General features: G+C 35.8%; 12 protein-coding genes and 3 pseudogenes. 9 read left to right on the forward strand and 6 right to left on the reverse strand.

What is annotated here, in order from left to right; all coding sequences use genetic code 11:
• Positions 1–16: 16 nt before the first annotated feature.
• Positions 17–688 (reverse strand): 3-oxoacid CoA-transferase subunit A, encoded by a 672-nt coding sequence (locus M5F03_RS15025; protein ID WP_121523360.1) that lies wholly within the window; start codon positions 686–688, stop codon positions 17–19.
• Positions 689–980: 292 nt separating this feature from the next.
• Here M5F03_RS15025 and pcaU point away from each other — a divergent pair, with 292 nt between their 5' ends.
• Positions 981–1,796, forward strand: a complete 816-nt coding sequence (gene pcaU, locus M5F03_RS15030) for an IclR family transcriptional regulator PcaU (protein WP_121523358.1) — start codon at positions 981–983, stop codon at positions 1,794–1,796.
• Between the two features lie 353 nt (positions 1,797–2,149).
• Here the strand turns inward: pcaU and M5F03_RS15035 are convergent, their stop codons facing one another.
• Positions 2,150–3,097: an IS30 family transposase gene (locus M5F03_RS15035; RefSeq protein ID WP_249708803.1), complete on the reverse strand. Its 948-nt coding sequence runs from the start codon at positions 3,095–3,097 to the stop codon at positions 2,150–2,152.
• 338 nt (positions 3,098–3,435) lie between these two features.
• Positions 3,436–4,614, reverse strand: coding sequence for a replication initiation protein (locus tag M5F03_RS15040; protein ID WP_121523354.1), 1,179 nt, complete (start codon positions 4,612–4,614; stop codon positions 3,436–3,438).
• A 943-nt stretch (positions 4,615–5,557) separates the two neighbouring features.
• Between M5F03_RS15040 and M5F03_RS15045 the strand changes: the two genes are divergently transcribed.
• The 6 genes and pseudogenes from M5F03_RS15045 to M5F03_RS15070 all read left to right on the forward strand — a co-directional run bounded on the left by M5F03_RS15045 (position 5,558) and on the right by M5F03_RS15070 (position 10,655).
• Complete coding sequence (locus M5F03_RS15045) at positions 5,558–6,334, forward strand: ParA family protein (RefSeq protein ID WP_249708804.1); 777 nt, start codon at positions 5,558–5,560, stop codon at positions 6,332–6,334.
• An 11-nt stretch (positions 6,335–6,345) separates the two neighbouring features.
• Positions 6,346–7,257 carry a ParB/RepB/Spo0J family partition protein gene (locus tag M5F03_RS15050; protein ID WP_121523350.1) on the forward strand — a complete coding sequence of 304 codons (912 nt, stop codon included), beginning with the start codon at positions 6,346–6,348 and terminating at the stop codon, positions 7,255–7,257.
• 431 nt (positions 7,258–7,688) lie between these two features.
• Positions 7,689–8,300, forward strand: a pseudogene (locus M5F03_RS15055) (IS5 family transposase); the annotation flags it as partial.
• Positions 8,300–8,605, forward strand: a pseudogene (locus tag M5F03_RS15060) (transposase); the annotation flags it as partial. The pseudogenes M5F03_RS15055 and M5F03_RS15060, both read left to right, overlap by 1 nt.
• A 37-nt stretch (positions 8,606–8,642) precedes the next feature.
• Positions 8,643–9,072: pseudogene (locus M5F03_RS15065) on the forward strand (IS3 family transposase); the annotation flags it as partial.
• A gap of 365 nt (positions 9,073–9,437) precedes the next feature.
• Entirely contained in the window at positions 9,438–10,655 is a 1,218-nt protein-coding gene (locus M5F03_RS15070) for a CaiB/BaiF CoA transferase family protein (protein WP_121523348.1), read from the forward strand.
• Between the two features lie 43 nt (positions 10,656–10,698).
• Here M5F03_RS15070 and M5F03_RS15075 read toward each other — a convergent pair whose 3' ends face one another.
• The 3 genes from M5F03_RS15075 to M5F03_RS15085 form a co-directional block, all read right to left on the reverse strand.
• The gene (locus tag M5F03_RS15075; RefSeq protein ID WP_121523346.1) at positions 10,699–11,403 is read right to left on the reverse strand and encodes a nitroreductase; all 705 of its coding nucleotides are present in this window, start codon (positions 11,401–11,403) and stop codon (positions 10,699–10,701) included.
• A gap of 87 nt (positions 11,404–11,490) precedes the next feature.
• Complete coding sequence (locus M5F03_RS15080; protein ID WP_121523344.1) at positions 11,491–11,988, reverse strand: MarR family winged helix-turn-helix transcriptional regulator; 498 nt, start codon at positions 11,986–11,988, stop codon at positions 11,491–11,493.
• A 64-nt stretch (positions 11,989–12,052) separates the two neighbouring features.
• Positions 12,053–12,820: an enoyl-CoA hydratase/isomerase family protein gene (locus M5F03_RS15085; protein WP_121523342.1), complete on the reverse strand. Its 768-nt coding sequence runs from the start codon at positions 12,818–12,820 to the stop codon at positions 12,053–12,055.
• A gap of 296 nt (positions 12,821–13,116) precedes the next feature.
• On the opposite strand from M5F03_RS15085, the gene M5F03_RS15090 reads away from it, so the two are divergent.
• On the forward strand, positions 13,117–14,472 hold the full coding sequence (locus M5F03_RS15090; protein WP_121523340.1) for an MFS transporter: 1,356 nt from the start codon (positions 13,117–13,119) through the stop codon (positions 14,470–14,472).
• The coding region (locus tag M5F03_RS15095; RefSeq protein WP_249708805.1) for an electron transfer flavoprotein subunit beta/FixA family protein at positions 14,473–15,188 on the forward strand (716 nt) is incomplete at its 3' end.

Genomic DNA, 15,188 nt, shown 5'->3' on the forward strand with positions numbered 1-15,188 from the left:
AATTCTCCGTATCCGATTACTGTGCAGGTTGCACTTGTACAACGTGTTGTACAAAAATACCTGGGGTGATGACGTGTTCAGGATCCAAAGCTCCAAGCTCTACCACTTCAGAAACTTGTGCAATTGTCACATCGGCTGCCATTGCCATAATCGGGCCAAAGTTACGTGCAGACTTGCGGTAGACCAAGTTACCCCAACGGTCACCATGAGATGCTTTAATTAAAGCAAAATCTGCTTTAATTGGATTTTCTAAAACGTAATCTTTACCTTCGTAACTCATAGTCGGTTTGCCTTCAGCAAGCAAAGTACCAAAACCTGTTGGTGTATAAATTGGTCCTAAACCCATACCTGCTGCTTGAATGCGACACGCTAGGTTGCCTTGAGGAACCAGTTCTAATTCAACTTTTCCCGCACGGTATAGCTCGTCAAAAATGTAAGAGTCTGATTGGCGTGGAAAAGAACAGATAATTTTACGGACAGCACCTGATTTAAGAAGTTTCGCTAAGCCATAGTCGCCATTGCCTGCATTATTGTTGACAATGACAAGGTCTTTGATACCAAGCTCGATTAAACCATCAATCAATTCTGCGGGTTGCCCTGCGGTTCCAAAACCGCCAATCATGATGGTTGACCCATCTTTAATTTGTGAAAGTGCTTCAGTAAGTGAAGCCGAACTTTTATTGATCATTAGGGGGACAACTCCGTCTAGCTATACATCTTAGAAACGAAACTCAAAACGACACTGAATCAGAAAAAGAGCCTTACTCAATCCCGAGCAATTTCATTAGAATTCCTATTCCCTCATTTTTGTTATTTTTTTCTTATTGTTCTAGCTAAAAAAATGAGTTTTGTTCGATGATTAAATACAATGTTCGATCATCGAACATTTATTCTAATTTTAAATTATATTAAACATATTTTATATTAGGCTAAAACTACATTCAGTAGTGAATTGGAACAAAGGCTTAAAGGACTGGAGCATGTTAAACGAAGGAAAAAAAATCCTAATTAATATGGATAACCAAAAAAAAATTCGTCATGAAGACTTTGTCGCAGGAATTAGCAAAGGAATGGCTATACTTGAATGTTTTGGTCCAGAAAGACATCGCTTAAATGTCACCATGGCTGCTGAAAAAACTGGTTTAACCCGTGCCGCAACGAGACGTCATTTATTAACACTTGAATATTTAGGATATTTAGATTTTGATGGTCATTATTATTATTTGACACCCAAAGTTTTAAAGTTTTCAGGTGCTTATTTAAGTGGTTCACAATTACCTAAAATTTGTCAGCCATTATTGAATCTATTAACCACACAAACATCACTTATATTTTCAGTCATGGTACTGGATGGATTTGAAGCAATCACCATTGCACGAAGTGCATCACATCAACAAACAGATCGGGTCAATCCGTATGGTTTACACCTAGGAAATCGTCTACCAGCACACGCAACATCCGCGGGTAAAATACTACTTGCCCATTTAGACGTTGCAGAACAAATCAAGTGGCTCGAAAAATATCCTTTAAAGCATTTAACTAAATATAGCATCACAGATAACACTTCATTTTTAACTTTACTAGAAGAAGTTAGAGAACAAGATTGGTGCTACTCAAGTGAGGAACATGAACTAGGTGTTCATGCACTGGCTGTTCCAATATATGGACCTAAAGGAAATATTGTTGCGGCATTAAATATTGTTTCTCCCACTGCTAGGTCAACTAAAGAATATTTAATTCAACAAATATTACCACTTCTTCAAGAGACAGCGAGGGAACTTAGGAATGTCATTTAAATTGATATACCGGAAACTTCATCTTCCGCGGATTAAATATAAAATATTATCTTGCAACACGACTTTATGAAAAGAATATTTTTTCCTGACTAAAGATTAACATATTTAGACTATTGAACATTGTACTAAGACACGGTCATTCTGCTATGCATACCAATACCCATAGCAGAATATATCAAGGGAAAGCCGTATCTATAAATATTTTTTGCAAATAAAAATGAGATTTTAGTCTATGAATAACTTAATTATTTAGAATAATGGTGATTTACATAGAATTCCTTCAAAATATTAACTACTAGATCGCCATTTTTTAATCTTAAATTTAATATCCAATTATATCGATGATAAAATTCTTAGATTAGCATTTGAAGTGCAACACCATGCTGTTGCCATAATACCTGACTCGAACTTCTAAAGCCGAGTCTTTTTCTTGGACGATGATTGATACGGTCAGTGATTTTTGAGAGGTATTCATCTGTATACTGATTTAAGTCACTTCCTTTTCTAATGTATTGTCTGACTAAGCCATTGGTATTTTCATTTGTGCCTCGCTGCGAAGCACTATAAGGATCTGCGAAATACCAATCTATTTCTAATGCTTGAGCTGCATATTCATGCAGACTGAACTCCTTACCATTATCTGCGGTAATCGTTTTGAGCTGATCTTTGATCGGCTCAAGTATACTGATTGTTGTTTGGCAAACTTCCTCTGCTTTGCGTGACCTACACTTCTTCAACCACAAATAACCTGTCTTGCGATCTACAATCGTGACCAATGATTGCTGATGATTCTTACCCACAATCGTATCTATCTCTAGATCACCAAAACGATGACGCTGTTCAATCTCAATCGGTCTATCATGAATACTTTTACGATTAGCCAGCTGACCACGAGTTTCAGGAGAGCCGTATTTCCTCTTTCTTTGATTTCTAAAACATAGATGATGAAAGAGAGTACCGTCCTTATTTTTATCCTGTCGTATTAAACGATAAATTGAATGCAGGCTGACTGAAACAAGAGAAGCAATTTGTTCAGGACTCCATCGAAGTTCAAGATAAAAGATGACATGTGACCATATTTCATCAGGGATTCTTTTCGGATTGGAGCAATGGCGTCTTAAAGCGATTTGATTAGCATGTTTAGCGAAGTAACCGTTTCTCGCTCGATTACGATTAATTTCTCTAGAAATAGTTGAAGGTGAACGATTGAGTTTCCAAGCAATGTAACGTTTAGAAAATCCTTCACGTAACAATGTAGAAATCTGATATCTTTCTTCTTGGGTAAGATGAGTATAGTCCATGATACAACTTTGACTTTGGTCGGTCGGAAGCAAAAGGCTAGCTTATCTTGCTTCTTTCCAATAATTTAATCTCTGTTGCACTTCATTTGAGAATCTAAGATTCATTTTATCCAATTTCAATATTTATCTCAAAAAATACTATTATCACTTTAACCTACAGATCATTTATGAATTAGATCAACATGTCATAAACTCAATGAAATATATGCTTTAAGTAATTAAAACTGAATAATATGAAGTTGGAATGAAGGTCAAATATAACTGTTTTACTAATTAAAGTTATAAGTGGTTTCATGAACTAAGAATAGCCGATAAAAGTGTAGCAAGTTGCTACACTCCTAAATAATATCCTTTCCGAAAATTTCATTTAGACGATCCTTGATGTCTTCCACAAATTTACTATCAGTTTTCAATTTATTTTTCATTTTTCTCTTAAAGTCACTTAAGCTCATTCCAACTTCAGCAAAATCCATTTGAAATAATGAATCATTGATAACAACGTTTGCTTGAGAGTCTGTGAGGCAACCTACGGTCTTAAACCACTTTTCAAGCTGTAAATAATTTGCATCATCATTAAAAATATACCATGAACGTACAGTGGTATCGAATTTTGCACCTAGATCTTTTACCTCAGCATTATCTTCAAATGGAACATCTAAGTAGATCTTTAATTTTTCGGCCTTTTTATTTTCAATTATAGGCTTCTCAAAACCACGATGATGTAGTTTAAATTTTACGCCTACAATAGGGCGTCCTTTTTTAATTGTTTCATATTCTAACTGTAGATCGGTGTTTTCATTAATTTCAGCTACAATTTTATCTAATACATAACGTCGAAAATCGACCCAACGGTCATATTTAGTTTCATTTATATCAATTAGAGCTTTGAGATTCTCTAATAATAATGGGACTTCGTAGATTTCTTGGGTCTTAAATTTGAATTCGTTTTTTATGAAATAGGTATAAAGACTCATACTTGCAACTGAATCTAGAGCAAATAAATGTTTTAGTTGGTATGTCGTAAAATTACCACCAGCTAATTGAGTAAAGTAAGGTAATACTTCACTGGTAAATCTGATTTGAAGTGCATTCTTTGAATCATCTTCCCATCTTAACTCACGGATAATAGGGACAACCGAGTGAACTCTTTTTGTTTTTTTCTTTATATCATCTACAGGTTCTTCAATTACAAAGTGCGCCACACGGGATGAAAGTTCTTTGTAAATTCGATCAATGGCTACATTAATTGAATTTCGCTTACTTAATCCCAGTAATTCAGCTAAATCATCTTTATACAGATAGATGTATGTTTGTTCACTAATCTCTTTATCGATATGATTCTTCTCTCCGTAATTGGCAACAGCCATCGCATATAAAAGTGCTTTATATTCATTCGCTGACAATTCAATAGGTCGTATTAAACGATTGCTAGTACTTACAACCCCATTGTGACGAATATTACCTATGCAGTACGGGATTGAATCCAGCTCTTCTTTGTTATGGCTTAGTTCTGACATAAAGAGTATTAACTATTTTAAGTGTACTTAAGTTGATTATGCATGTTATATAAAAAAGTGGAAAAAGATTCAACACTTTCACCTAAAAAACCTAAGGTGGAATACTTGTCACCAGATTTAGGTAAAAATTAATTAGAGTGGAAACCTATTTTTTAAATTCCACCTTAAGATGACAAATACTCCACTTTTAGATGTTTTTGATTCTTTATAGAAATACGGATTGATGAATAAACACCCATAATGGATTTTAAATAATCAATTAACTTATTTCGATATGACAAGTTTTCCACCTTTAAAAAACGCGGATCACTGAAAAAAAATATTGAGTTTAGTTATAAGAACAAAATATCTGCATTCTAGGGTGAGTGCGTGAAATTCTTTCCACTCTTAGATCAATGAATATATAAAAAAGTGGTCTAGTAAAAAAAGCATTGCAATTTTATCCACAATAATATTTTTGTAAGTGATTTTGTTTCCACTCTTCCACAAAAAATCAATAAGTTATCAACATCATAAATAATTGTTTTATTTATATTTTAAATGATAATACATATATTTTATAATTAACAGTGAAAAACATTCCACCATAGTGACAAATACTCCACTTTTAAGTGACATTTACTCCACTTTACAGTGACAGGCATTCCACTTTTAAGTGATCTTCTTTCCACTTATAGAAGACAACTCTTCCACTTTAAGATGACAAACCCTCCACCTTAAAGTTTATATATTATTGTTTTTAAATGAAAAATATTAACTTAATTATTAATTAACTTAATTATTAATTACTATTAATTATTAATTAAGCTAGCTATATAAAACTTTAAAATTAAAATTGCTTTAGCGTTATACAAATGACTGTTTTAAATTTAAAAGGTGTAGTAACTTAGCCCAAAGTTATTTATATTAATAGTAATTGTAAATATAGAATGATTTGACAAGTATGTCTGCAAAAATTATTGCTGTTGCGAATCACAAGGGTGGTTGTGGTAAAACAACAACAGTTGTTCATTTAGCCTCTGAGCTAGCAAACTTAGGAAATAAAGTGCTTGTGATTGATTTAGATCCTCAAGCAAATGCTAGCTTGCATATTGGTTTAAAACATCCAAGTGAAGTTGGAGTAACAACCGCTGAGTTATTAGTAGGTGATGTCTCATTACTTACCGACGCTTTAGAAGAAGATACTAATTTTGATAATGTTTCACTAATTTATGGTTCTCTCAATTTAGGAAAAACTGAGGACCAATTAAAAGAAGATGCGCCAAGACCATCAGAAGAACTCACTATAAAATTAGAACTATTAAAAGATCTTTATGATTTTATTTTAATTGACTGCCCTCCAAGTTTAAAACTATTAACTAGTAATGCTTTAGCATCTTCAACACATGTAATCATACCGATTGAATCTGGCTCACAATATGGTCTATATGGTGTTACAGACTTACTTAATCATTTGGAAAAAATAAAGCGAATCAATCCGGAACTACAATTATTAGGTGCATTACTTATTAAGCACGATGAGAGACAAAATGTTTGTAAACTCATTCGTGATGAAGCATTTAAGGAAGTTGGCTATATTATGGAAACGACTATTCCACAAAGTACAAAAGTAAATCAAGCAGCGATTATGCAGCAGTCTTTACTTAAGCTAGACAAAAGTGGAAAGGTTCGAAAGGCTTTTGAAAGTTTAGCTAAAGAAGTTTTGGCTAAAGTTAACTGATTGAGAATTTTATGGCAACTGCAAAAGAACTTTTAGCTCAAAAGCTGAAACAAAATACTCAAAAGCATCAATTAGCTCAAAAAGATAATATTAAGGAATTAAAGGAATTTAGACGAAATGTCCCTATTGAAGACATTTCACGTAGTCCTTATCAACCGCGTAGAAAATTTGATGAGCAGGAAATTAAAGAACTCGCTGAATCAATAGATGAAGTTGGTTTGTTGCAACCCATCACTGTTCGTAAACTTGAAAATTTAAAATTTGAGTTGATTGCAGGTGAACGTCGATTACGTGCGCATGAAATTCTAAAAAAATCAACCATTGAGGCCATTATCATTGATGCGAATGATGAAGAAGCTTCACTACTTACGCTAGCTGAAAATTTAAAACGCCAGGATTTATCAGACTTCGAAATCTATATTGGTCTAGTAGGCTTGGATGAAAATTTAAAGAAAAATAAACAACGTTTAGCGAAGTCTTTAGGCTTAAATCGCGAAGACATGTATAAATATCTATCTTTTGAGAAGTTGCCTAAAGCTATCTTGAATGATTTAGTAAATGAGCCACAATTATTAGGTCGAACTGCGGCAACAGCTTTTAAAAAATTTCTTGCAGATCACGAAGAAATAAAACAACATGCTGAAAAAGCCTTGTTAACTGTTTGGACAAAAGTAAAGAATGGCCAACTTGAGCAAACTAAGGCTGTGGCACAAGCTACAAAATATCTAGTTCAAGATAATAACGATTCTCCATCAACATCCCTTGTAAAAAAAATTGAATATGCTGGGAAAGTTGCTGGGAATATTAAATTTAATGATAAGTTATTAAAGGTTTCTTTAAAAATTTCTCATTTTGATGATGCTAGCTTAGAAAAATTAGAAACCCTGTTGAAAGAGTTGGTGGAAAAAAATCAAGAAGTGTAGCAAGTTGCTACACTTCTTTTCTTTAAAATATGTCTGAAAGTATAATCTTGGTGAGACCTAGTAATAAAATTAACCTTTTTAAAAACAATTTCTATAAAATACATTTGTAAAACTTAGAATCTATTGATATTTGCTGTTTAAAAAAACACTGAGAAAGTAAAATTCAATTGCCAAACAAAATTCACTTCTCGCTATGCCTCGAACAATGCTAATGCACTAACAATGGTCTAAGTCTTTAAATTATTACCTCATGATGTAGATTCAGAATGGGTTTGTATTGATGCCACTCATGGACTAGCGCATTTAAATCCGGCAGGAATGAAAGAATAAGCTATTTCTAAAAGCATTTATTAGGGGGTATTGACACTTTTAGCTTAAAAAAATAGCGAAGTAGTAAAATCAAATCACCAAACCCAATTTTACTATTCGCTATGCCTCGTACCATGCTGACAGATCAACACTGGCAAAAGTTGAAAGTTATTCTGCGTAATTTATCTATTCACCACAACTCAAATTTACGCAATTTTATTGAAGCTATTCTCTATAGAATTAGAACAGGCTGTCCGTGGCGAGATATTCCTTCTTGTTTTGGTCATTCAAACTCTATTTTCAAACGGTTTAATCGTTGGTCAAGCAGTGGTAAGTTACTTAAATTATTCAAATTACTAGCCTCATGCCCCGATATGGAATGGATTTTTATTGATGGCTCTCATGTACGTGCTCATCAACATTCTGCCGGCATAGCGAATCAATCTATTTCTAAAAGTGTAGGAGGAAACTCCTCAAAAATACATTTGATTGTTGATGCACATGGCAATCCTATTGATTTCATGATTACCGATGGAACCACACATGATGTTAAAGTTGCACCTGATTTAATATCAACATTAGATTTAAAAGAGACAAATGTGGTATGCGCAGATAAAGGCTATGATTCAGAACTACTGCGTGAACAGATCAGGAAAACAAAGACTAAAGCTAATATACCAAGGAAAACGAATAGCCAATCGAACAATGACTATATGGACTGGTATCTATTTGAAAAGCAAGTCAAGCTGCTGCATATGTAGGTTTGGTTCCAGTACATAAGTTGTCTGGCAGTTCAGTCAACAAGCAAAGTCACTTATCAAAAGCAGGTGACAGTAAAATACGCACAGTATTGTATATGTCAGCATTAACAGCGATTAAATATAATCCACACATTGAAGCTTTATATCAACGATTATTAAGCCGGGGTATAAATAAAATGTGTGCTTTAGGTGCTGCAATGTGCAAGCTTATACATCTGAGTTATGGTGTTTTAAAACATCAGACTGCCTATCAAAGAGATTATTTATTGGCCGAATAATCTCAAAACCTCATTGACTACCAAGACTGTATCTCAGGTCAGTGACTTTACGTATATTCAAACTTATTCAGGCTGGATTTATACCGCATTTGTTATTGATGTGTTTTCACGAGCAATTGTTGGATGGAAAGTATCTACACGGATGAATACAGATATGGTGCTCGATGCATTAGAGCAATGCATTGCACGATCGAGGCATGCCAAAGAATGTGATTCATCATTCCGATAGAGGTGTTCAATATCTTTCTATTCGCTATACCAATCGTTTAGAAGCAGCAAATTTACAAGCATCAGTCGGTACAACTGTTGATTCATACGATAATGCAGTGACTGAAAGCTTCTTTCATACATTAAAAGGGCATGTAATCTATGGCAGTATGTTCGCCACTCGAAAAGAAGCGAATGCTGTCTTGTTTGACTATATCGAGATTTATTACAATCGGGTCAGAAGGCATTCCGCAAACGGCTAGTTAAGCCCAGAAACCTTTAAACAGAAATATTTTAAAAGTTTAGAGGGGCTGGTTGCCCACAATACTGTCTAGGATCAATTTGCAAATGAGCTAATAAGAAATCAAGAGAAATTGATGCAAAAGAAGTTATAGTACAGGGCTACCATATCGATGAAAATTATGTGGATGCTGATGTTTGGCATTATGTGAAATAATTAAAATTTTCTAAATTTAACATAATACAACTTGATGTTTTTTCCACAATTTTATTGGTTATGCCAGTTAGTTTTTCTTTTAATCATTTTATAATTTTAAAGGAAAATTAGGGCAAATGCCTAACGAATGAAGGGTTAAGACTTTAATTAGAAAATTTGAGGGAAATTATGGGCGCATTAACAGGATTTAAAGTTCTTGACTTAAGTCGAATTTTGGCAGGGCCTTGGTGTAGCCAAATATTAGCAGATTTGGGTGCAGAGGTTATCAAAGTTGAGAAGCCATTTCATGGAGATGATACTCGTATTTGGGGACCTCCTTTTTTAAAAAGTGATCATGGTAATGAAACAGGCGAGTCTGCTTATTATTTATCTACAAATCGTGGAAAGTATTCTGTAGCTATTGATATGGCTTCAGCAGAAGGCCAGGCACTTATTAAACGAATGGTCGTAGACAGTGATGTTCTTATTGAAAACTATAAAGCTGGTTCATTGAAAAAATATGGCTTAGATTATGAAAGTCTTAGTAAATTAAATCCTAAGTTGGTCTATTGCTCAATAACAGGCTTTGGGCAAACAGGCCCGCGAGCTGCTGAGCCGGGATATGATTTTATTATACAAGGTATGGGCGGAATGATGAGTGTCACGGGTGAGCGTGATGATCTCCCTGGAGGTGGACCACAGAAGGCAGGGTTGGCATTTGCAGATTTAACTACAGGATTATATTCAGCAATTGCCATTCAGGCAGCTTTACTCTCACGAGTAAGTACTGGTGAAGGTCAACATATAGATATGGCTCTTCTCGACACTCAGGTTGCTTCACTTTCGGTATTGGCAATGAATTATTTAACGTCAGACAAAGTACCTGGACGTTTAGGCAATGCGCACGCCAATATTGTGCCATACCAAGTCTTTAGAGCGAAAGAAGGTGAGTTTATTATTGCTTGTGGTAATGACCAACAGTTCCAGATGTTATGTGAATGTATTGGTTTGCCAGAGCTTTCTGAAAATCCAAAATTTTCAAAAAATAAGGGTCGTGTAACATATCGTGAAGAAGTCACTGAGTTATTACAACAGCATTTTATGGCTCAGCCTGCAAAATATTGGGTCGAGCGGATTCATGCGGTTAAGGTTCCTGTAGGTATGATTAATGATTTACAACAAACATTAGAAGAAGAACAGGTTATATCGCGCGAAATGGTTATAAAAATGGAACATCCATTACGTTCAGATTATATTTCTATTGGTTCACCGATTAAACTTTCTAAAACGCCAGTACAATATGTTAAAACTCCCCCTTATTTAGGGGAGGATACAGACAAAATTTTAAACCGATTTATTTCTGAAACTGAGCTAGCGATTCTAAGAGATAAAAAAATTATTCAGTAAAATTAAAATAAGAGGTACTTTTGTGCCTCTTTAATTTTTAGATTTAATCGTAGAAAATAGCAAATTCTTCAACTGGGACACGAGGTGTTTGCAGCTGATTGACCACTTCAGACTCATCTGCATAACCTAGAGAAATCGCACAAACCAGTTCTTCATCGTCTGGAATATCCAAAACCTCTGCAACCACCTGATGAAAAGGATTCCATGCGGCTTGCGGACAACTGTCAATGCCGCGGGCTTTGGCAGCAATCATGACATTTTGGATCATCATTGCAATATCCATTTTTGAACCTGTTTCTAAGATCGTATTGGCGGTAAAGAATAAACCCACAGGTGCATCGAACAGCTGATAATTGCGTAAAAGCTGCTGTTGCATTTTATCTTGTTCACCTTTTTGAATACCCAATAAACCGTACAAGCCCCAACCATTTTCACGGCGGCGCTCAATAAATGGCGAAGTCCATTTTATCGGATAATATTTAAAGCTTTCTTGATACAAATCAGCTTTTTCTGGATGGGTGAAAATTTCGGTTTGTGCTGCACAAACCTTCTGTATCAAGGCTTCTCGTTTTTGTCCAGTGACCACATAAACTTTCCACGGCTGAATATTATTGCCTGATGGAGCACGACTAGACACCGTTAAAATGTCTTTGATCGTTTGTGTTTCAATTGGAGTCGTTTTAAAAGCACGTACCGAATGTCTTGAATTAATGACTTGATCGACCAATGTATGTTGCTGCATATAAATTCCCTTTAAGATTGATATTGTGATTTTAGTTAAACACCCAATTTTTTAGTTCAGAGCATGATAGTTCGCTAGATATAAAAAATAATTTTAATTCACGTCAGTACCTAGTTGTTTAAGATCGATCTGTTTAAGACCTACATTTAACTTATTGAGTAAATGAATTAAGCTGGCTAAATCATCCAAAGCAAAGCCAGACATCGCTTGATGATAGAAATGAAAAAAATGCTCCTGAAGGTCTAGCCAGTTTTGTTGCCCTAATGGTGTGAGTGCTACATTTTTAGCCCGTTTATCTTCATCGGAGGTAACACGCTGCACACTGCCTTCACGTTCTAAACGCTTTAAAACATTGTCTAAACTTTGTCGGCTAATCCCTAAGTATTCGGTTAAATCGGAAAATGACATACCTGCATCATTGAGTTGTGGACGCGAAAGTGCACCCATTACTGCCCAATGGACAGGGGAAATACCGAGTTCATTTAAACATTGGCGATCTAGACTATTACCTACCTGAAATAACCGAAAAAACAGCCGATTATGAATCATATATAAAGATTGATCGTAAATTCCAAGTTTTGAATCTGACATAGTTATTAAGCACATTTTCTAATGATATTTGCAGCTAGTATATCGGCTTAGAATATTAGTACAGCTATTTTTGAGAAAAATTCGCTGACCTTTTTTCTAAAAACGCCTGTATACCTTCAGTAGCATCATCGCTTTGAGTGCACTCCACAAAGAGTTCTGCTTCCAATTCCAACCCTTGATGGATATTTAAATCGGTTGCAGATTGAACGGCTTGCATTATTTGATGAATCGCAGCTGGAAATTGTATTGCCAATGCATCTAGATATTCTTTTGCGCTTGCAATCGGATCTTGCATTTCAATAATTTGATTCACTAAGCCGATATTATAAGCTTCTTCCGCAGAAACAATTTTGCCGCTGACAACCATTTCAAGTGCTTTTGATACACCAATTAAACGTGGTAAACGTTGTGTTCCGCCATAGCCAGGAATCAAACCGAGTTTTATTTCAGGAAGTCCAAGACCGGCCGTAGGGCTACATATTCGAAATGTACATGCCAAAGCCAATTCAAGTCCACCACCTAAAGCCATGCTATGAATACTGGCCAGTGTCGGAAATTTTAATTCATTTATCTGTTGGAATAAGGCCTGACCGATTTGTATTTTATGCAAATGTTCTACAGGAGTCTTATTCAGTAATTCTGTAATATCTGCACCTGCGCAAAAGGCTTTGCCTTCACCGACAAAAATGGCTGCACGCAGATTCAGTTCTGAAATTTCAGAGACAATTTCTTGCAATTTTTCAATCATTTCTGAATTTAGTGCATTTCGAGCTTTAGGTCGATTCAATCGGATAATCGCAATATTATTTTCATAGTGAAGTTCAACAGGCATGTTCTATTTCCTTAGTAAATTAGACTTATGAAAAGCATATGTTGAATCAAGTATATGTCAACATATAAATATAAATAAAATTAACAACCACTATATATTAGTGTTTTAAACTTAAATATATGTAATGGTATTGACATAAAAATTATATTTATTAATCTGAATTGGATGTTTAATAAACATGTTCGGTTTTTTGATTTCTGTTAGAAATCTCCAGAATGCAATCGGATGCGTATGGCTGACAGAATGCTTAAAACAGTAGTGAACTAAAACAACAATAACAATCAAGGAGTTGATTGATGAGTCAAGTCGATATCCAGAGTTTAGCGAGTGAAGCTAAATTCAACGGTTTTCATGCCAAAGTTTTAATGTGGTGCATGCTGATTATCATTATCGATGGATATGATATTTCTGTTGCAGGTGCAGCTTTACCTTCGATTATGGAACAACTGAATGTAAGTGCTTCAACCGCTGGTTTTATGGCAAGTTCAGCACTATTTGGAATGATGATTGGGGCTATATTTTTTGGTGGTCTCGCCGATAAAATTGGTCGCCGTTTAACCATTGCCATTTGTGTATTTTTATTCAGTGCTTTTACTGCGATAGCAGGTTTAACTGATGACCCAGTCACATTCAGTATCGTACGATTTATTGCAGGATTAGGCATTGGCGGTGTAATGCCGAATGTAGTTGCTCAAATGACGGAATATTCACCTAAGAAAGTACGTAATGTCATGACTTCATTAATGTTTTCGGGGTATGCCGTAGGCGGAATTTTAGCGGCAGTTTTGGGTAAACAGTTTATTATGCAATATGGCTGGCAGGTGGTGTTCTATGCTGCAGGTGTACCGATTGTTTTGCTACCTTTTATTTTAAAATCTATGCCTGAATCTGTGGTTTATTTGGTGAAGCATAATAAACAGGCTGAACTGCGTAAGGTTGCCGAGCAAATTGCACCGCAAGCACAATTCCCTGCGGATGCAGTTTTTGTTAATGGTTCACCAAATAATAATTTAAAACCGACAGTAGGGCTGTTATTCAGTGATGGACGAGCTTTTAGTACGCTGATGTTTTGGGTGGCATTTTTTACCTGCCTGTTTATGGTTTATGCATTAAGCACTTGGCTCACTAAGTTAATGGCAATGTCAGGCTATTCATTGGGTTCTGCACTGACTTTTGTGGTCGCATTGAATATTGGCGCAATTATTGGTGCAGTGGGCGGTGGTTGGTTAGCAGATCGCTTCCACATTAAATGGGTATTGGTCATTATGTATGCTATAGGCAGTGCCTTTTTGTATTTAATGACTTTGCCTATGTCGACAACCATGCTGTATTTCATTATTGGGGTTGTAGGTGCTTGTTCAACAGGTGCGCAAATCGTTGCATATTCATACTGCGGTCAATTTTATCCAAACGTCATTCGCTCAACGGGAATCGGTCTGGCATCTGGCGTAGGGCGTTTAGGTGCAATTGGCGCGCCGCTATTAATTGGTTTTATTGTTTCGCTAAATTTACCCATTCAGCAAAACTTCTTTGTGATTGCTTTGGCTGGTTTAATCGGCGCTGTAGCATTATCGCTAATTAATCATAGACGTGCAGATATGGCCCAAGCACAGAGTAAAACCAATTTTAATTTAACAACTGAGGAAGTGTAAATGAAGGCTCTTGTTGCTGTAAAACGTGTGGTTGATGCCAACATTAAAGTTCGCGTTAAGCCGGACAACAGTGGTGTTGACTTAACGAACGTTAAAATGTCAATTAACCCATTCTGTGAAATCGCAGTGGAAGAAGCGGTTCGTTTAAAAGAAAAAGGAACTGTTTCAGAAATCGTTGGTGTTTCTATTGGTCCTAAAGAAGCTCAAGAACAAATCCGTTCTTCTATGGCGCTTGGTGCAGACCGCGGTATCCTTGTTGAAGCTGACGACAGCCAGTTAGGTGCACTTGAAGTTGCAAAAATCCTAAAAGGTATTGTAGACGCTGAACAACCTCAATTGATCCTTCTTGGTAAACAAGCAATTGATGACGACTCTAACCAAGTTGGTCAGATGCTTGGCGCGCTTTTAGGTGCTGGCCAAGGTACTTTCGCTTCAGAAGTTAAAGTTGAAGGCGACAAAGTACAAGTGACTCGTGAAATCGACGGTGGTTTACAAACTGTTGAACTTGCACTTCCTGCAATCATCACAACTGACTTACGTTTGAATGAGCCACGTTATGCTGCTCTTCCAAACATCATGAAAGCGCGTAAAAAGCCGCTTGATACTAAGTCACCTGCTGATTATGGCGTTTCACCTGCAACTAAGCTTAAAACTGTTAAAGTTGAAGCTCCTGCAGAACGTAAAGCGGGCGTACAAGTGAAGTCTGTAGACGAGCT

The organism is Acinetobacter amyesii (assembly GCF_023499985.1).
GTDB lineage: Bacteria > Pseudomonadota > Gammaproteobacteria > Pseudomonadales > Moraxellaceae > Acinetobacter > Acinetobacter amyesii.